Origin of the sequence: Nocardioides perillae, from assembly GCF_013409425.1 — a bacterium.
Classification (GTDB): Bacteria; Actinomycetota; Actinomycetes; order Propionibacteriales; family Nocardioidaceae; genus Nocardioides; species Nocardioides perillae.
In genome coordinates this window covers 1,170,931-1,189,084 of the sequence record NZ_JACCAC010000001.1, presented here as the reverse complement: position 1 = coordinate 1,189,084, position 18,154 = coordinate 1,170,931, and the positions used below count along the sequence as shown (strand labels likewise).

Annotated in this window: 19 protein-coding genes and 1 pseudogene; 5 read left to right on the top strand and 15 right to left on the bottom strand. The window is 74.2% G+C overall.

Annotated features, from left to right (window positions below):
• Window positions 1–40: 40 nt before the first annotated feature.
• From BJ989_RS05550 to BJ989_RS05540, 3 genes are all read right to left on the bottom strand, one after another.
• On the bottom strand, window positions 41–466 hold the full coding sequence (locus BJ989_RS05550) for a hypothetical protein (protein ID WP_179517350.1): 426 nt from the start codon (window positions 464–466) through the stop codon (window positions 41–43).
• A gap of 138 nt (window positions 467–604) precedes the next feature.
• Window positions 605–2,344, bottom strand: coding sequence for a DUF4012 domain-containing protein (locus BJ989_RS05545; protein WP_179517349.1), 1,740 nt, complete (start codon window positions 2,342–2,344; stop codon window positions 605–607).
• A 99-nt stretch (window positions 2,345–2,443) separates the two neighbouring features.
• The gene (locus BJ989_RS05540; protein ID WP_179517348.1) at window positions 2,444–3,025 is read right to left on the bottom strand and encodes a ribonuclease H family protein; all 582 of its coding nucleotides are present in this window, start codon (window positions 3,023–3,025) and stop codon (window positions 2,444–2,446) included.
• A gap of 54 nt (window positions 3,026–3,079) precedes the next feature.
• Here BJ989_RS05540 and BJ989_RS05535 point away from each other — a divergent pair, with 54 nt between their 5' ends.
• Entirely contained in the window at window positions 3,080–3,934 is an 855-nt protein-coding gene (locus BJ989_RS05535; protein ID WP_179517347.1) for an SDR family NAD(P)-dependent oxidoreductase, read from the top strand.
• 164 nt (window positions 3,935–4,098) lie between these two features.
• The gene (locus BJ989_RS05530; RefSeq protein WP_179517346.1) at window positions 4,099–4,788 is read left to right on the top strand and encodes an amino acid racemase; all 690 of its coding nucleotides are present in this window, start codon (window positions 4,099–4,101) and stop codon (window positions 4,786–4,788) included.
• 3 nt (window positions 4,789–4,791) lie between these two features.
• Here the strand turns inward: BJ989_RS05530 and BJ989_RS05525 are convergent, their stop codons facing one another.
• From BJ989_RS05525 to BJ989_RS17120, 3 genes are all read right to left on the bottom strand, one after another.
• Window positions 4,792–6,192, bottom strand: coding sequence for a protealysin inhibitor emfourin (locus tag BJ989_RS05525; protein WP_179517345.1), 1,401 nt, complete (start codon window positions 6,190–6,192; stop codon window positions 4,792–4,794).
• A 133-nt stretch (window positions 6,193–6,325) separates the two neighbouring features.
• A complete protein-coding gene (locus BJ989_RS05520; RefSeq protein ID WP_179517344.1) occupies window positions 6,326–7,126 on the bottom strand; it encodes a hypothetical protein in 801 nt (266 codons plus the stop codon).
• A 65-nt stretch (window positions 7,127–7,191) separates the two neighbouring features.
• Entirely contained in the window at window positions 7,192–7,755 is a 564-nt protein-coding gene (locus BJ989_RS17120; protein WP_218848739.1) for a DUF6318 family protein, read from the bottom strand.
• A gap of 322 nt (window positions 7,756–8,077) precedes the next feature.
• On the opposite strand from BJ989_RS17120, the gene BJ989_RS05515 reads away from it, so the two are divergent.
• A complete protein-coding gene (locus BJ989_RS05515) occupies window positions 8,078–8,404 on the top strand; it encodes a hypothetical protein (protein ID WP_179517343.1) in 327 nt (108 codons plus the stop codon).
• Between the two features lie 68 nt (window positions 8,405–8,472).
• Here BJ989_RS05515 and BJ989_RS05510 read toward each other — a convergent pair whose 3' ends face one another.
• Window positions 8,473–9,057, bottom strand: a complete 585-nt coding sequence (locus BJ989_RS05510; RefSeq protein ID WP_179517342.1) for a transposase — start codon at window positions 9,055–9,057, stop codon at window positions 8,473–8,475.
• A gap of 37 nt (window positions 9,058–9,094) precedes the next feature.
• Window positions 9,095–9,301 (bottom strand): annotated as a pseudogene (locus BJ989_RS18985) (transposase); the annotation flags it as partial.
• Window positions 9,302–9,425: 124 nt separating this feature from the next.
• Here BJ989_RS18985 and typA point away from each other — a divergent pair.
• Window positions 9,426–11,321 carry a translational GTPase TypA gene (gene typA / locus BJ989_RS05500; RefSeq protein ID WP_179517341.1) on the top strand — a complete coding sequence of 632 codons (1,896 nt, stop codon included), beginning with the start codon at window positions 9,426–9,428 and terminating at the stop codon, window positions 11,319–11,321.
• A gap of 34 nt (window positions 11,322–11,355) precedes the next feature.
• Window positions 11,356–11,622, top strand: a complete 267-nt coding sequence (locus BJ989_RS05495; RefSeq protein WP_179517340.1) for a hypothetical protein — start codon at window positions 11,356–11,358, stop codon at window positions 11,620–11,622.
• 12 nt (window positions 11,623–11,634) lie between these two features.
• Here the strand turns inward: BJ989_RS05495 and BJ989_RS05490 are convergent, their stop codons facing one another.
• From BJ989_RS05490 to BJ989_RS05460, 7 genes are all read right to left on the bottom strand, one after another.
• Window positions 11,635–12,246 (bottom strand): hotdog domain-containing protein, encoded by a 612-nt coding sequence (locus tag BJ989_RS05490; RefSeq protein WP_179517339.1) that lies wholly within the window; start codon window positions 12,244–12,246, stop codon window positions 11,635–11,637.
• A gap of 357 nt (window positions 12,247–12,603) precedes the next feature.
• Window positions 12,604–13,923 (bottom strand): MFS transporter, encoded by a 1,320-nt coding sequence (locus tag BJ989_RS05485; RefSeq protein ID WP_179517338.1) that lies wholly within the window; start codon window positions 13,921–13,923, stop codon window positions 12,604–12,606.
• A 135-nt stretch (window positions 13,924–14,058) separates the two neighbouring features.
• Window positions 14,059–14,724 (bottom strand): hypothetical protein, encoded by a 666-nt coding sequence (locus BJ989_RS05480; protein ID WP_179517337.1) that lies wholly within the window; start codon window positions 14,722–14,724, stop codon window positions 14,059–14,061.
• Between the two features lie 109 nt (window positions 14,725–14,833).
• On the bottom strand, window positions 14,834–15,535 hold the full coding sequence (locus tag BJ989_RS05475) for a dihydrofolate reductase family protein (RefSeq protein ID WP_343049114.1): 702 nt from the start codon (window positions 15,533–15,535) through the stop codon (window positions 14,834–14,836).
• A 74-nt stretch (window positions 15,536–15,609) separates the two neighbouring features.
• Window positions 15,610–16,308: a class III extradiol ring-cleavage dioxygenase family protein gene (locus tag BJ989_RS05470; protein WP_179517336.1), complete on the bottom strand. Its 699-nt coding sequence runs from the start codon at window positions 16,306–16,308 to the stop codon at window positions 15,610–15,612.
• A complete protein-coding gene (gene folP, locus BJ989_RS05465) occupies window positions 16,305–17,168 on the bottom strand; it encodes a dihydropteroate synthase (protein ID WP_179517335.1) in 864 nt (287 codons plus the stop codon). Before folP ends, BJ989_RS05470 begins: the two co-directional genes overlap by 4 nt.
• Entirely contained in the window at window positions 17,165–18,124 is a 960-nt protein-coding gene (locus tag BJ989_RS05460) for a glucosyl-3-phosphoglycerate synthase (RefSeq protein ID WP_179517334.1), read from the bottom strand. The genes folP and BJ989_RS05460 overlap by 4 nt, the downstream gene beginning before the upstream one ends.
• Window positions 18,125–18,154 lie beyond the last annotated feature (30 nt).

Here is an 18,154-nt window from a genome sequence, read left to right as displayed (position 1 = left end):
GGCTGGGCGGTCCGCCCAGCACCAGGGCCCGACGCCCGGGTCAGCGCGCGTGGCTGCCGGCGGAGCGACGGGGCGCGGCGCAACGGGCGGCGGTCCGCTGCTCAGCGGCGGACCCCTCCGACCTGGAGCGCACGCCGCGCACCAGCCGCAGCGCGAAGACGACGACGGCGAGCGCGCCGACGACCCCGTCGACCACGACCCCGTCGCCGTCGCCGTGGAGGACGGCGACCACGGAGCCGGCGAGTGCGACGGACCCGAGGGCGACGACGACGCGCAACCAGACCGGTGCGCGCGGCACGAGCCCGAGCCCGACGTCGAGCACGGCGACGGCGAGCAGCGCGGCCCCGCCCCACAGCAGCGCGTCGGAGGCGGAGGCACCCAGTGAGCCGGTGCGGTCGAGGATTAGCCGGGCCACCCAGGCGAGCCCGCCGAGCAGGCCGGCGCTCCGCGCGAGCACGTGCAGCATGTCGTGTCCTCCTGCGACCCCACCCGGCCCCACGCGGGCCGCTGATCCGTGCTGCGGTCCGGCCGCAGCGGCGCCCAGTGTGCCGCGCCGCCCCCCGCCCGTCGAGTGGCGCCTGGTCCGGACCCGGCGGAGGTCCCGTCAGCCGCAGGCCGACGCGATGCGGCCCGACTCGGTGCCGGGCTGCGAGGGCGGCGTGACGTCGAGGCGGGCGGCACCCGGCTGGTCGGGCCCGGTGCGGACCTTCCAGGTCAGCGTCTCGCTCTCGCCGGGGCTCAGTGCGAACACCGCGATCTGGGCGGGGCGTCCTTCGTGCTCCACGGGCGCCGGGCCCTCCAGGGGCTGCCCGTCGATCTCGAGCTCCCCGATCTGCCCGTTGCGCGGGGCGTAGAGAGTCGCGGTGACCAGCTGCTCACCGGGTGTGGTGCCCGAGGCGCCCCCACCGGTGATGGACGGCGGCAGCGTGGCAGCGTCGGCGGGGGCCACGGAGGCGATGTCCATGCGACCGACGAACTGCTGCACGCCGTCGCTGCACCACTCCGCCTCGACGCGCACGTCGTATTCCAGGTAGTAGGACATCTTCGAGCCCGTGCCGTCGTCGAGGTAGACGCCGATCTGCGGTTGCTCCGGGGTCTCGTCGACCAGAGCGCCGGACACGGCCGTGCCGTCGATCCGCTGCTGCTCCGTGGCGATGAACGAGTGGACGAGCAACCGCCGTTCCTCGGCACCGCGAGCGAGTGCCGCCAGAGTCTGTCGCGGGTCACCGGCCCCGTCGGTCACGGCTCGGAAGACCGTGCGTGCCACCTCCGCGAAGAACACGTCCTGGGCCTCGGGAGTGAGCTCGAGGTAGGGCCGGTTGAGGATCTCCTCCCGCGCGTTGGCGGAGGTGATGGTGCGCCCACCGACCTCGACCGGCCCCGTCGCCTCGAGCAGGTAGGACAGCGCGATCGGGTCGACCGAGAGCACCCCGTCGACCTGGGTGCCGAAGCGCTCGCGCCACCACGCGGCCGCGAGCTCGGCGGTCCGCGGGAAGTCGGGCGTGAAGTTCGCGTCGGCGAAGTACTGCCCCAGCTTCACGTCGAAGAGGGCCACCTCCGCCTCGGTCAGCGGCAGGATGGGTTCGCGCCGGAAGCCGAAGCTGCCCGCGGTCGCCTGCCGGCCCAGCGCGAGCCGACCGTCCTCGGTGCGCAGTTCCGCCAGCGCCCCCGGCAGACCGCCGGTGGCGCGCACCTCGGCGTTGTTCTGGAAGAGCAGCAGGTAGCGCCGCGACCCGTCGGCGCCGAGCATCGACGGCAGCACGGCGGCGGCGGTCTCGGCGGAGCGCAGGACGCGCGCGCCCCGGTCGACCTGGCGGCGCAGGTCCTCGACGGGGGTGCGCAGCGGGTCGACGTAGCCGCTGGTGCGCAGCCCGGCGAGGCCCTCCCCGGCGGCGGCGAAGGCGGCCGAGGCGGAGGCCAGCGGGGTCTGCAGCTCAGCGACCTGCTGCACCGGGACCCGGCCGTCGCGAGGGGTGAAGGACCCGGCGTCCAGCTCCTCCGTGGCCGTGACCAGGGGCGTGAGGCCGTCGCCCGCGAGGTCGTCGAGCACCCGGCTGACGGTGGCCACGCCGTCGGCGTCGTCGCCGAGGACCGGCACCACCCCGAGCACCGCGAAGGTCGGCCCGTCGGTGCGGTCCCGGGCGTCAGCCGCGGCGTCGCGCACCTCGGCCAGCCGCTGCTGGGCGGCCTCCTGGTCGCCCGCCTCGAGGCTGTCCTGCAGGCCGGCCGCGGCGGTGGCGGCGTCGGCGAGGTCGGACTTCACCTGCAGCAGCGTCCACCCGACCCAAGCGCCGGCAGCGAGCAGCAGGACGAGGACGGCGGTGACGACGTGGCGACGACGCATCGGGCGAGTGGCGTCCTTCCTGACCCGCCCACCGCGGTGGGACCGGACTGCGGCTGCGGCCCCGGCGACGGCTGTGACCGGGCCGGACGCCGCCCGACCCTACAGCAGCGAGAAGAGGTCGAGCTCGTCGTCGGGCGGCGCGGCGGCGGGCCGACCGGCGACCTCCTCCACGCGTACGCCGCCCCGCACCGTCGCCGGGCGGGCGCCGGGCCACCCGGGTCCGGGCGCCGGGGCCGCGCCGTCTCGCCAGGCGGTGGCTGCCCCGTTGGCGAGCCGGTCGGCCGCCTCGTTGAGGGGGTGGCCCGCGTGGCCCTTCACCCACTGGAAGCGCGCCTCGTGGCCGCTCGCGCGCCGCGCCACGAGCTCCGCGTCGAGCTGCTGCATCAGCTCCACGTTGAGCACCGGCTTGCCGTCCTTCTTGCGCCAGCCCTTGGCCTTCCAGCCCGGCAGCCACAGCGTCAGCGACTTGATGACGTAGAGCGAGTCGCACAGGACGAGCAGGTCGTCATCGACGTGGGCGGTCTGCTGCAGCAGGTCGAGGACGCCCATCAGCTCGCCCATGTTGTTGGTGCCGTGCGGCCAGCCGCCGCACGCCCACCGCTCCTCGTCGACGAACCACCCCCAGCCCGCGGGCCCGGGGTTGCCGAGGGCCGAGCCGTCCGCGGCGGCGGTGATCGTCATGGCGCCCATCTTCCCACCCGGCGCACGGTGGGGCGCGGTCGGCAGGATGGGGCCATGAGCGACGCGCCGACCTCTGCCACCCCCGCCGCCACCCCCGCCGCCGGCCTGCCGCCGGCGCCGACCGAGGGGCTCGACGCGCGCGCCTACGCGGGCCGCACCGCGGGCCGGGTCGCGGTCGTCACGGGCGCCTCGAGCGGCATCGGTGCGGCGTCGGCCCGGGCGCTCGCGGCCGCCGGCTTCCGGGTCGTGTGCGCGGCGCGGCGCGCCGACCGCGTCGAAGCACTCGCCTCCGAGATCGGCGGGCTGGCGGTGGCGTGCGACGTCACCGACCGCGCGTCCGTCGAGGCCCTGGCGGCAGCCGCCGGCGACCTCGGCGACGGCGTCGTGCACGTGCTGGTCAACAACGCCGGCGGCGCCTTCGGCTCCGACCCGGTGGAGTCGGCCGATCCCGAGCAGTGGCGGGCGATGTACGACGTCAACGTGCTCGGCACCCTCCACGTCACCCAGGCGCTGCTGCCGCTGCTGCGCGCCAGCGGCGACGGGCTGGTGCTCAACATGGGCTCGACCGCGGGCCGCATCGCCTACGAGGGCGGCGCGGGCTACACCGCCGCGAAGCACGGCACCCAGGTCGTCACCGAGACGCTGCGCCTGGAGCTGTGCGGCGAGCCCGTGCGCGTCACCGAGATCGCCCCCGGGATGGTGCAGACCGAGGAGTTCTCGCTGGTCCGCTTCGGCGGCGACGCCGACGCCGCCGCCCGCGTCTACGAGGGCGTGGCCGACCCGCTGCGCGCCGAGGACGTCGCCGACGCCGTCGCCTGGGTCGCCACCCGCCCGGCCCACGTCAACGTCGACGAGATGGTGATCCGCCCCCGCGCCCAGGCCGCACAGCACAAGGTCCACCGCGTCTGACCCGGCGAGGGGTCGCGCGCTGCGCTCGCACCGAGGGGTCACGCGCTGCGCTCGCACCCAGGGGTCACGCGCTGCGCTCGCACCGAGGGGTCACGGACCCGGCCGCCGGCCGGGACGTGGACACGCGGCTGGCCCGAGCGGGCGCGACCCGGCACGATGGGCGCGTGCAGACCATCGGACTCGTGGGCGGGATGAGCTGGGAGTCCAGCGCCGTCTACTACCAGCAGCTCAACGCCGGCGTCGAGGAGCGGGTCGGGGGTCTCTCCTCCGCCCGCACCGCGATGGTGTCGGTCGACTTCGCCGAGCTCACCGCCCGGCAGCGCGCCGACGACTGGGACGGCGTGGCCGAGCTGCTGGTCGGCGCGGCCCAGGGCGTGGAGCGCGCCGGTGCCGACTTCCTGCTGCTGTGCACCACGACCTTCCACCGGGTCGCCGACCAGGTCGAGGCTGCGGTGTCGGTGCCCGTGCTGCACCTCGCCGACGTGGTCGCCGAGGCTGCGAAGGCCCACCGGCTCGAGTCGGTCGGCCTGCTGGCCACCGCCTCGACCATGCAGGCCGACTTCTTCGTCGACCGACTGGCCTCCCACGGCCTCGGCGTCGTCGTGCCCGACGCCCGCCACCACGAGGCGGTCGACGCCGTCATCTACGACGAGCTCGTGCACGGCAAGGTGCTCGACGACAGCCGCCGCGCCATGGTGTCGCTGGTCGACGAGCTCTGGGACGCCGGCGCGGGCGGGGTGATCCTCGGTTGCACCGAGCTCGAGCTGCTGCTCAGCCAGGCCGACTGCGACATCCCGGTGCTGCCGAGCACGACGCTGCACGTCGCCGCAGCGCTCGACCGCGCCCTGGCCTGACGCTCAGCGCGTGCTGCCGAGGTCGAGCACGAGCCCGGCCAGCCGCTGCAACGACGGCGTGAGCGCCTGCTCGGGCAGCACGACCTCCTCGCCGTCGAGCACGAAGGCGTAGGAGAACCGGTCGGGCTGCGGCGCGCCGCCGGCGGCCTCCCGTCCGGCGCCGAGCGCCTCGGCGCGGACGTCGCGCTCGGTCAGCAGCCGCACCAGCTCGTCGCCGCGCGGGTCGCCGGCCAGGTCGGCGAGGTCGACCCGCGCCACCACCCGGGTGCCCGCGAACCCCCCGGAGCGGCGTACCTCGACGACACCGGTCGCCGCCGGCCCCTGCCCGGCGGGCCCGGTCGACGGTCGCCCTGGCTCGACGCCGACGTCTCGCCAGGCCGCCCGCACGGTCTCGACGTGGTCGGGCAGCACGCGCTCGGCGGCGCTGACGGTCGCGGCGGCGAAGCCCGCGAAGTCGGTGCGCGGGCCGAGGTCTCCGCTGAGGAGGGCGGCGTGCCAGACCGCGCCCGCACCCTCCCACGTGCGCCCGCCGACCGCGCGCGCGGCCAGCACGAACGCGCGGTTGGGGATGCCGGAGTTGAGGTGCACCCCGCCGTTGTCGTCGGTCGTCACCACGAAGTCGTCGAGGTGGCCGACCTGCGGGTCGCGGCCGAGGCGGGGGTCGTCGTACGCCGTGCCCGGCGCCGCCATGTCGCGCAGCGCCCGCGCCTGCACGCCCGGCCGGAAGAGCCCCTCCCCCACGAGCCAGTCGGCGTCGGCGGCCGACTCGCCCGCCAGCCACTGCTTGACGCAGGCCGCCACGACGTCGGAGACGGACTCGTTGAGCGCGCCCGGCTGGCCCTCGTAGACCAGGCCTGCGGTCGCCTGCGTGAGCGCGTGCCCGAACTCGTGGGCCATCACGTCGAGCGGCTTGGTGAACCGCTCGAAGACCTCGCCGTCACCGTCGCCGAAGACCAGCTGCGTGCCGTCCCAGAAGGCGTTCGCGTAGTCGCGCCCGAAGTGCACCGTGACCACCGCGGGTGCGCCCGCTCCGTCGTAGGACGCGCGGTCGTGGACCTCGGCGAAGAACCGCAGCGTCGCCTCGATGCCGGCGGCCGCCTCGTCGACGGCCGGGTCGCCGGTCGCGGGCTGGCCGGCCGCCCGCACGGGGGTGCCGGGCAGCTGCTCGAGGCCGCCGGCGTCGTGCACGGTCCACGCGGCGGCCTCGGGCGCGGCCGGGAGGGCGGTGGTGCGGAGCGTCGCGCCGGGAGGCAGGGCCTCGCGGTGCTCGCGCAGCCGCTGGTCGGCCAGCAACGTGCGCGGGCCGCAGCCGTCGGGCCGGCTCGCGGCGAGGTGGCGCAAGACGTACGGCGGGACGAACCCGCAACGGTCGGGTCCGGAGGTCTGCTCCCGAGAGGTGCTCATGCCCCACCTTCCCGCGCGGCACCGACAGTGTCGAGGTGCGGCAGGCTCGTCGGCAGGCGGCCGCCGGCGCGGAGCCGGACGCACAGCGTGTGGATCTGCGGTCACCAGGTGGCTGCGGAGCCACACGTACCGCTCAGTAGCCGACCAGGTTCGGCTCCGCCTCCACCACCTCGAGACTGACGGGGTCGCCCTCGATCGTCACGGTCTCGCCCACCTCCTGCCACGGCCCACCGCCGACGCGGAACCGCGCCGACCACGTCGTGTCGACGCTCAGCGACACCGCGTCGCTGACCCGCGTGTAGGCGTGGGTGACGTAGTCGGCGAACGGCCGGCCCTCGGCGTAGGCCATGCCCGGGCTGCTCGTCTCCTGGCCGGTGCCGTCCCCGTGCGACCAGGAGTACGACGACGGCGAGATGTCGAGCTCCACCCGCTGGCCGAGCAGCGTCACCACCTCGCTGAACCGCTCCGCCTGCGTCCACAGCACGGTGTCGAGACCGACCAGCGTCCTGCCGCCCGGCGGCGCCAGCGTCAGCGTCGACTCCGGCAGCGGCACCCGGCGGAACGCGGCCGCCACCATGCCCGGGGTGACCTGGGGTGGCGCGGCGGCTTCGGGGACCGCGGACGGTTCGATGCACTGGACCCCGAGACTGTTCGTGGTGCCGTCCGGGTAGACGGCGTAGACGACGAACGCCTGACCGTCCTCACCGCAAGCCGACTGGCCGCCACAACCGTAGAAGTCCCCGCCTGTGATTCCGTCGCCGCGTTCGCAGTAGGGAACGTAGGAGAAGGTGACACCCGTGTCTCCAGAACCGGCTCCCTGCGCAGACCCGGCCTCACCGTTACCAGACCCAGGAGCCTCGGCACACACGATCGTGTCGAACGCGTCAATCGAGCCGTTGACTGTGTTGCAGCCACCTTCTGCTGAGGCTGACATGGGCGCAAGCAGAGTGAGGCAACTCGTGAAGAGGAAGCACAGCGAGAGGAGCCGGAGCGCCCTCATCATGTCACCTGATTCAGGTTGGCAAGCGACCATCGCCCGGCCGACCACGAAACGCGTGCGTTGTAGGTCTCAGTGCTCCCTGGAAAGCGTTGGACCGAACCGTCAGCCGCACGCAGTACTTGCGGAGATCGGCGTATACGAACGGCCACGTCGAAGGGCGGACGCCTTTGGCTTGTCGGGATCTGAGCTGCGACGACCTTCCAACCGGCGGAGGTCAGAGTTGAGCCCTGAGCCGACCAGTCATTAATGAGCTGGATTGCCCCGTTACAGGTCACGCAATCGCGCGCGCTAACTAGTTGCAGTTCCTCGGTTTGGCCAGATGCGCCCGCCTCGTTGAACACCTCCACCCAGTGCTCCACGAACGCCACCGCACCCGCCTTGCTCCGCTCCTCCCACGGCTGCGGGGCAGCCGAGGCCGTGGGGGTGGGCGTGGCGGAGGGCGAGGGCGTCGGGTCGGCGACGATCGGCGCGGGGTCGTCACCACCGCAGCCGGCGAGCAGGAGCAGGCAGGCGAGTGCGATGACGGGGGCCGCGCGGAGGCGGCGTACGTGGGTGGTCCCCATGGCGGTCCTCACTTCCCGAGTCGCCCGTGAGGCGGACGCGAGAGCCAAGGTAACCCCCTGCGGGGTGGACGGCAGTCCCTCGCAGCCGCCCTGTGGACAACGCGCGGGCAGTGCGGCAGGAGGCGCCGGGTGCGCGACGTTTCCGCTGCTGTCGGCGGCCGCCCTTACTGGGTGTGTCCCTATTGCCGACCGCCGGGCGCACCGGCACCCCGTTTACCGGATCTGCCGATGACCGTGCCCTCGGGGCATGCGCCGTCGTTGTCTAGGCATGAGGCTGAGGGAGTGGTCGAAGACACGACTTGTGGTGGCCTGGCTTGCCACCATGGCAGCAGCGCTCTGCGCGGCGGTCGTCTGGGTCGTTGGGCAAGCGCAGTACATCAACGACTACTGCACCTCCGACCGTGTGGCACAACCAACACCGGCTGACCCGGAGGCGCTCGGTGGGCGTCCGGCGTACCTGGACGGACCGGTGACGGTGGTGTGTGAGTACGACGGCTACCCAACCGTCACGGTGACAGATCCGGCTCCCCTCCTCGGGGCACTGGTGCTCATCGTCATGGTGGTCGCCGTCGCCGTGGTGATGCTGAGGTGGGCGCGCCGCGACAGGGATACGCGGACGCCTGGAAACGCGGGCGCTCTGTCGCGTTGACGATCCCACGGGGCTCGAGCGCTGCGGGCATCCGGACATGCCGCGTTCCGCGCGGTTCGCGAGTGCAGTCAGGCTGCGAGCACGACTGGTCGCCGGCGAGCTCGTTCCCGTGACAGATGCCGCAGCGTCGTGGCGATGCAGGCGACCTGCAGCCACCCGGTCGCCGAGGTGGTGGTGTTCTCGAACGACTTCGCCAGCCGGCGGGAGCGTCCGAGGCGGCCGTGGGCGACCTCGACGCGCCAGGCGTGCCGGATGGGACGGAAGACCGGCTGCTTGTCGTCCCACCCAACTCGCCGGACCTCAAGCCCGTGGTCTCGGCCGAGGGCGCGAGCGGCGGTCGCGGTGACACCCCGGTCCACCAGAACCAGCTCGAGCCGGTCGGTGACACCCTGACGGGCCAGGAGCTCCAGCATCAGCTCGCTGGCCCGGTTCTCGTGGGTAGAGGCGGGCACGACCACCGCGGCCACCGGGAGGCCGGTCACGTCGACGGCTACGACCCGCTTGGCGCCCTTGGTGCGGCCATAGGGACCGCCCCGGTCGTGGAAGGTGAACCCGCCGTTCGAGGCGCCGCGGGCCAGGTGGGTGTCGATGACGACCATCGAAGGCGTCTCCTCGGCCCTTCCGTCCTCGATGCGCGCGGCCGCGTGCAGCACGGTCAGGGCCTGCGCCCAGGTGCCGTGTGCGCGACCAGCGGCGGAACTGTGACCAGACCCGCGTCCAGGGACCGAACGACGCCGGGAGGTAGCGCCACTGACATCCCGTCTGGGCGATGTAGAGCATGGCGTCCACCACGGTTCGCAGGTCATCGGCATGCTTGCGCCCGCGCTTGCCCGGCGCGTTGAACACCGGCTCGAGCAGGGCCCACTGGTCATCGGCCAGGTCACTTGGGTACGACATGCGGGGCACGGTGCCCACGGTCACGACCCGTGCAATAGGGACACGCCCAGTTAGACTCGCTGGGGCCCTGCAGGGCCACGTGGCCTCCGGCCGCGACCTCTCGCGAAAGTGATGCTGCCTCCGCATGTCTGGAACCACCACCCGCACCGACCTCCGCAACGTGGCGATCGTCGCCCACGTCGACCACGGCAAGACCACGCTGGTCGACGCGATGCTCCGGCAGGCCGGCGCGTTCACGGCCCACCAGGCCGAGAGCGTCGCCGAGCGGGTCATGGACTCCGGCGACCTCGAGCGCGAGAAGGGCATCACGATCCTCGCGAAGAACACCGCGGTGCACTACGCCGGCCCGGCGGCCGACGGCAAGCCGATGACCATCAACATCATCGACACCCCCGGCCACGCCGACTTCGGCGGCGAGGTCGAGCGCGGCCTGTCGATGGTCGACGGCATCGTGCTGCTCGTCGACGCCTCCGAGGGCCCGCTGCCGCAGACCCGCTTCGTCCTGCGCAAGGCGCTCAACGCCGACATGCCGGTGATCCTCGTGGTCAACAAGACCGACCGCGGTGACGCCCGCATCAGCGAGGTGGTCGACGAGACCTACGAGCTGTTCATGGACCTGCTCGACGAGCACCACAGCCAGGACGCGCTCGACTTCCCCGTCGTCTACGCCTCGGGCCGCGCCGGCGTCGCCGGCCTCGAGCAGCCGGAGAACGGCGCACTGCCCGACTCCCCCGACCTCGAGCCGCTGTTCAAGACGATCCTCGAGACCATCCCCGCCCCGACCTACACCGAGGGCGCCCCGCTGCAGGCCCACGTCACCAACCTCGACTCCTCGCCGTTCCTCGGCCGCCTCGCGCTGGTGCGCGTGCACGAGGGCGAGCTGCGCAAGGGCCAGCAGGTCGCGTGGATGAAGCGCGACGGCTCCGTCAACCGGGTCAAGGTCACCGAGCTGCTCGTCACCGAGGGCCTCGAGCGCAAGCCGGGCGAGTCCGCGGGCCCCGGCGACATCGTCGCGATCGCGGGCATCCCCGACATCACCATCGGCGAGACGCTGGCCGACCCGGAGCACCCGGTCGCGCTGCCGCTGATCCACGTCGACGAGCCGGCGATCTCGATGACCATCGGCACCAACACCTCGCCGCTGGTCGGCCGGGTCAAGGGCGCCAAGGTCACCGCGCGGCTGGTCAAGGACCGCCTCGACTCCGAGCTCATCGGCAACGTGTCGCTGCGCATCCTGCCGACCGAGCGCCCCGACGCCTGGGAGGTGCAGGGCCGCGGCGAGCTGGCGCTGGCGATCCTCGTCGAGCAGATGCGCCGCGAGGGCTTCGAGCTCACCGTCGGCAAGCCGCAGGTGGTCACCAAGGAGGTCGACGGCAAGGTCCACGAGCCCGTGGAGCGCCTGACGATCGACGCCCCCGAGGAGTACCTCGGCGCCATCACCGAGCTGCTCGCCAACCGCAAGGGCCGCATGGAGCAGATGACCAACCACGGCACGGGCTGGGTGCGCATGGAGTTCCTCGTGCCCGCGCGCGGCCTCATCGGCTTCCGCACCGAGTTCCTCACCGACACCCGCGGCACCGGCATCGCCCACCACATCTTCGAGAAGTACGAGCCGTGGGCGGGTGAGATCCGCTCGCGCAACAACGGCTCGCTGGTGGCCGACCGCAAGGGCGCCGCCACGGCCTACGCCATGACCTCGCTGCAGGAGCGCGGCGTCCTCTTCGTCGAGCCGACCACGGAGGTCTACGAGGGCATGATCGTCGGCGAGAACTCCCGCGCCGACGACATGGACGTCAACATCACCAAGGAGAAGCAGCAGACCAACATCCGGTCCGCCACCTCCGACAACTTCGAGAAGCTCGTGCCGCCGAAGAAGCTCTCGCTCGAGCAGTGCCTGGAGTTCTGCCGCGACGACGAGTGCGTCGAGGTCACGCCCGAGATGGTGCGCATCCGCAAGGTGATCCTCGACGCCAACGAGCGCGCGAAGATCGCCTCCCGCGCCCGCAAGGCCGCCAAGTAGCCGCACGCCGACCGCCGCGCCGCGAGGAGGGCCCGTGACCGGACGACGTCGTCTGGCCCTCCTCGGCGCGGTCCTCGCAGCCGTGCTGGCCGTCGTCTGGACCGTCGTCGTGCCGGACGAGGCCGTCGGCGCCGACGGGGTCCGCGCGGTGGCGCTGCGGTGGGGTCACCCCGTCAGCTGGGCGGCGCTGAGCGTGCTGGGGCTGCTCGTCGCCGCCGACGCCCCGGGCTGGTCCCGCCGGCTGGCGGGCGGCGTCGCCCTCACGGCGTACGCCGGGTTCGTCGCAGCGCTCGTCCTCTGACGGCCCGCTCCGCTACCGCTCGACGGCCACGAAGAGCGCCTCGGCCTCGACGCACACCTCTCCGCCTGCCTCGATGCGCCCGGTGACCGGCAGCCGACGGCCGTCGCGCTCGCCGAGGGCGGCCGAGACCGTGAGGGGTACGCCGAGCGGCACCCGCCGCCGGTAGCGCACGGTCAGCGTCCCGGTCACCGCGGGCGTGCCCCGCACCTGCACGAGCGTGCCGAGCACGCTGTCGAGCAGCGACGCCGACGTGCCGCCGTGCAGGGATCCGGGCGGGCCCTCGTGCACCGGGCCGGCGGTCCAGGTGGCCTCGGCCGTGTCGGCGCGCACGCTGATCTCGAGCGGCACCGCGCCGGGGTTGGTCGGCCGCACGACGATCGAGCCCGCGTCGGCGGCGCGCAACGCTGCGAGGTCGGCCGGGCCGGGCCGCAGCGCATGGGGGCGGGCCGTGGCGCGCAGCCGCTCGGTCAGCGCTGCGACCTCGGAGCGCGCCTCGTCGAGCACGGTGGCGTCGGCGTCGCTCAGCGCGACGGCCTCGACGAGCTCGCGCGTCGCCTGCGCCAGCGAGGTCGAGGCGGCCAGCCAGTCGGGCGGCACGTCGCCGAGGTGGGTGCGGTCGGTCACGGGGCGATCCTGCCCCTGCACGGGTCGCGTCCCCACCCCGCCGCGCTGCGTCATGCGATCCCGACGCGATCGCGCGCGGACCGAATGACGCTGCGGGGGCTGCGCGGGAGGATGCGCAGGTGCGTCATGCGGGTGCGACGCAGTCGCGTGCGGACCGCATGACGCTGCGGGCGGCGGCGAGGACGTGCGGCGCGAGGGCGCGGCGTACGGCGGGGCGTCGGACTGCCGGGAGCGGGCCACCAGGCCGACGGCGCGGCGCACTTGTGGCCCAGGTCCTGCACTTGTGCCCCGAGTTCTCGGGCCACAAGTGCAGGAGTCACCGGTCAGCCGGTGACTCCGACAGCGGCGGCCGGGAGGTCAGGCGGCGACGGCAGCGCGGCGGAGGACCGGCAGGAGGGCGACGAGGCCGAGGAGGGGCAGCAGGGCGAGGACGGCGAGGGAGCCGTCGATGCCGATGACCTCGCCCAGACCGCCGACGACGGCGGAGCCGACGGAGCCGCCGACGAGGAAGAGCAGGGTGGCGACGCCCAGCGCGACGCCGCGCACGTCGAGCTCGACGGCGTCGCCGACCGACGCGGAGAGCGCGGGCTGGCCGAGGCCGAAGGCGAAGGTCACCAGCACGATCGCCACCACGAGCACCGGTGCGGAGACCCAGTGGGCACCCACGGCAGCGACCACCAGCGCCACCGAGGCGGTGACCCCGGAGACGGCCAGCGAGGGCGCGGCGCCGATGCGCACCAGCAGCGGGCCGGCGACCCGCGGCACGGCCAGGCCGACGGCGGCGGAGGGCACCATGATCAGCCCGACCTGCCAGGCCTCCCAGCCGTTGCCGACGAGCACGGCCGGCATGCCGATGAGCATCGCGAACCACGCAGCGGGGACGGCGGCGGCCGCGAGCGCGGAGCGTACGACGGTGGGGTTGCGCACCACCGAGAGCGGCAGGAAGCCGTCGGGGCGCCGCCGCACCCAGGCGGTCACCGCGGGCACGCCGAGCATGACCAGGGCGGCCCCGACGAGGGCGACGGCGACACCCGTGGAGGGCGACTGCACGACGAGCACGACCCCGGCCGCGGTGACCGCGACCAGCACGGCACCGAGCACGTCGAGGCTGGCGCCCGTGCCCTCGGCGTGCAGGGCGTGCCACAGGAAGGGGATCACCAGCAGCCCCAGGATCGGCAGCGCCATGACCGCACGCCAGCCGAAGGCGTCCTCGACCACGCCGCCGGCCAGCGGCCCGAGGCAGGAGACCGCGGCGGCGATGCCGGCGAGCCGGCCGAGCGCCAGCCCCCGCACGGGCCCGTCGTAACGGCGCGACAGGACCGTGACGCCGAGGGTGGGCACCGCGGCCGCGCCGGCACCCTGCAGCAGGCGCGCCAGCAGGAGCACGGTGAAGCTCGGGGCCAGCGCGGCGAGCAGGGCGCCGGTGGTCATCATCGAGATGCCGACCAGCAGCGGCAGGCGGACGCCGACCAGGTCGGAGACCCGGCCGTAGACCGCGGTGCACACCGCGAGCATCAGCGCGTAGAGGCTGATCGTCCAGGCCGCGCCGCCCACCCCGACGCCGAGGTCCTCGCCCAGCAGCGGCAGCGCGACAGCCGCCGACGACGACCCCATGCCGGCCAGGCCGAAGAGCAGGCCGAGCAGCAGCGAGACGCGGCGGGAGTCGTCAGGGGTCACGACGGGCTTCAACACCGCGCGCGGGCCCGGGCATTCCCCGCGCCCGCCCACGACGACGGGGTCGGCACCGTCCCGCCGCGCTCCAGCGCGCCATCACGGTGCCGACCCCGTCGAGCAGTGGTTCAGCGACCTGGCTCAGGCCATCGGGTCGACCGGGGTCTCCTCGACCGGGGTCTCCTCGACCGGGGTCTCCTCGACCGGGGTCTCCTCGGTCGGGGTCTCCTCGGTCGGGAGCTCCTCGACCGGCTCGCAGACCTCGGCGGCGTCGGCGGCCTCGAGGGCCCCCTCGGCGTCGCGCACCGCGCCCCTGGCGGTGTCCCAGGCGGCCTTGACTGCCTTGAGCTCCGCCTTGAGCGAGGCGAGCAGCGCCTTCGTGCCGCCGGCCAGCATCCGCATCGCGTCGCGCAGCTCGGCACGGTGCTCGGCGATGAGCGCGCGCAGCTCGGCCTTCTCGGCCCGGTCGGCCTTGCCGAACGCCCTGCTCATCTCGCGCAGCTCGTCGCGGTGCGCCTTGACCGAGGCGAGCACCTCGGCGCGCTGGGCCTTGACCTGCGCGACGAGCGGCTTGCGGCTCTGCTTGACGGCGCTGGTGAAGGCGACCTGGGCGGCCTTCGCCTCGACGCGGGCGGCCTCGAGCGCCTCCTCCGCGGCGGCGACGTCGGCGTCGTACTGCTCCTGCGAGACGCAGGTGGTGTCGACCGTGTCGTCGGCGAGCGCAGGGGACGCCGCCGCGGACAGGCCGACCGCGAGCACCACGGAGGTGGCCAGGGTGGCCACGCGGGTGCGTGCAGGGGTGGTCACAGTTCTCTCCCTCTCCGACGGACCCTCCCTGGCCCGTCGAGGAGATCATCGACGTGGGGGGCGCGAACCGCAGGATTTCCGCAAGAACGGGACCTACGGCCTCACCCGTCTAGACGAACCAGCGTCCGAGCAGGGTGCCCTCGTCCTCCAGCAGCAGCCGCAGCGTGAGGTGGGCGTCGAGCGGGGCGCCGACGGTGATGCGGGGGTAGGAGCCGGCGACGAGCCGCGGCACGGTGGTGGCGGTGAGCTCGTCGGCGGCGCCCTGGAAGACCAGGTCGCGCAGCAGGTGCGGGCCGCCCTCGCAGAGGATGTGGCCCCAGCCCCGCTCGGCGAGGCCGGCCTTGAGGGCCGGCAGGTCGACGCGGTGCGAGCCGTAGGTCAGCACGTGCTCCTCCCCGAGGAGCTCGCGTGCCTCCCCGATGCCGTCGGAGAGCGAGCAGGTGGCCATGAGCACCGAGCCGGCGGGCGCACCGCGCAACGACTCGGGCACCTGCGCCTTGCGCGAGACCAGCACGATCGGGGTGTCGGTCGGCGAGTAGCCCTCGGCCTTCGCCGTGCCCGCGCCCACGACGACCACGTCGGCGAGCCGGCGCAGGGTCGCGAAGACGCGGCCGTCGGCGGGGTTGTTGATGGAGCCGCTCAGCCCGGAGTCGCCCGTGGCCGAGCCGTCCACGGTCGACACCATGTTCACGCGCAGCCAGGTCTGCTGCGGCGGCGCGTAGAGCGCGAGCAGGTCCTCGTCGGTGAGGGCCCGCGGGTCGGCGACGCGCGGGGCGTCGGCGGGGGCCAGGGTGTCCAGCAGGACCTGCACGTGCGCTCCTCGGGGGTGCGGGATCGGGCGGCGCGCAGCTCCGGTGGCCTCTCAGCCGGCGGTGGCGCCGACCGTCACGTGACCCGGCCGTCCGGGCCCACGCGGGGCACGGCGTCGTCGGGGTCGTTGCGGGCGGTCAGCAGCACCACCCAGTACTGCACGCCCCCAGGATCCCCTGCCCACCGCACGTCGCTGTCGGCGGGTCGGGTCAGCACCTGGCCCACCTGCTGCAGCGCGCCGATCCCCGCGGCCATCAGCTCCTCCCCGAGGCGCGCGTCGAGCGCCTGCAGGGCGTGGCCGTCGCCGGAGCGCAGGGCCGCCTCGACCTGCTCGTCGAAGCCGAAGGAACGCTCGTCGAGGTGGCCCGGCGCCTTCTCGCCGCGACGGGCGGAGCCGTTGGCCATCACCAGCACGCAGGCGTCGACCACGTCGGGCAGCGGCCACGGCTGCTGACCCCAGACCACCTCGCCGGGGTAGCCGACCTCGTCGAGCAGGTGCTGCGCCACGGTCGCGCCGAGGGGCTCGGGCACGCCCCGCTCGACGTTGGCGGGGTCGGGCGGGTCGTGCAGCACCACCAGCCGCGTGGGCTCCTCGGCCAGCAGGTCGCGCACCACCGCCCGCACCGCCTCGCGCAGCTCGGGCAGCGGGTCCACCTCGCTGGAGTACGCCGGCAGCAGCGCCGGCACGGGCGGCACCACCGCGATGCGCAACCCTGCCCGCCGCTCCGCCGCGTCCTGCAGCGTCGTCACCGCGTCGTCTCCTGCACTGCTCACGCCAACCCCCTGATCGCCCTGGTGGGTCTCCGGTGCCCCGAGATGGTGCGGACCATGTCCACCGTCTGCCGGGTCTCCACCACCTCGTGCACGCGGTAGACCCGCGCGCCCGCCAGGGCGCACACCGCCGTCGCCGCGAGCGTGCCGGTCAACCGCTCCCCCACGGGCAGGTCGAGGGACTCGCCGACGAAGTCCTTGTTGCTCAGGCTCACCAGCACCGGCCAGCCCGTCGCCACCATCTCGCCGAGGCGGCGGGTCACCTCGAGGGAGTGGAAGGTGTTCTTGCCGAAGTCGTGGGCGGGGTCGATGACGCAGCTGCGCGGGTCGACGCCCGCGGCCACCGCCCGCTCGGCGTAGGCGACGGTGTCGCGGACGGCGGCGGCGACCACGTCGTCGTACTCGATGCGGAAGGGACGCGTGCGCGGCGTGACCCCGCCCGTGTGGGTGCAGACCAGCCCGACGCGGTGCGCGGCGGCGACGTCGACCAGCTCGGGGTCGGCGCCGCCCCACGCGTCGTTGAGCACGTCGGCGCCGGCGCGGCACACGGCGTCGCCGACCTCGGCGCGCCACGTGTCGACGGAGATGACCAGCCCGGGGAAGGCCTCGCGCACGCGCGCGACGAAGTCGACGACGCGCGCCTTCTCCTCCGCGGCGTCGACCTCGACGCCGGGGGCGGCCTTGATGCCGCCGATGTCGACCACCTCCGCGCCCTGGGCGACGACGGTCTCGACCCGCTCGAAGGCCTTGTCCTCCCCCCAGGTAGCGCCGCGGTCGTAGAACGAGTCGGGCGTGCGGTTGACGATCGCCATCACCAGCGTCGCGTCGTCGTCGAAGGTGTGGCGGCCGAGCTGCAGCGTCATGCGGGTCCTGCCTGGACGGAGGGCTGGAGGGGGGCGACGAGGGCGGCCGGAGGGCGCTCGCCCACGGGCACGTCGCGGGTGAGCGGGACGACGGCGCCGTCGACAGGGTGGTACTGCCGCAACGGCACGACCGACCCGGGCTCCGGCAGCGCACCGCCCCCGGCGCGGGCGTCGGCCGCGGCGAGGATCTGGGTGGCCATGGCGCCGAGGTCGCGCAGGGCCTGGTGGCGGTGGGCGCGCCGGCCGAGGTCGACCTGGGCGATCGCGTCGACGCCGCGGGTGGCGGCGGTGTCGAGGAGCGCGGCGAGCTCGACGGCGTAGCCGGTCGGCACCGACAGCGTCTCCAGCAGGGTGCGCCGCGCCGCCCACTCGCCGGCCAGCGGCTGCACCAGCGCCGCGAGCTCGGGGTGGCGCAGCGCGAGCAGCGGCCGCGCGACGAGCTCGGTCACCCGGCCGCCCTCGTAGGCCGCCGGCTCGGCCCCGAGGAAGGGCCGCTCGTAGAACCCCTTCACCAGGTCGACGCCCGGCTGGCACAGCAGCGGCCCGAGCAGGCCCGGCACGAAGTGGGTGTCCCAGTCGACGAGGTCGGCGTCCATGAAGACGACGAGGTCACCGCGGGTGACGAAGAGCGACTTCCACATCGCCTCGCCCTTGCCCGGGAAGGAGCCGAGGTCGGGGCGCACCTCCGCCGCGCGGTGCACGCGGGCGCCCGCGTCCTCGGCGACGGCGTAGGTGTCGTCGGTGGAGTCGGAGTCGATGACCACCACCTCGTCGAGCAGCGCGACGGTGTCGACCAGCGCGTCGCGCACCCGTGCCACCACGTCACCGACGGTGGCCGCCTCGTTGCGGGCCGGCACGACGAGGCTGACGCTCACGCCGGCGCGCTGCTTGGCCGCGAGCAGGGAGGCCAGCGGCCAGTCCTGCCAGCGGTGGGTGTGGGAGGCGAACCAGGTCACCTCACGACGATAGCCAGCGCCGCCCACCCC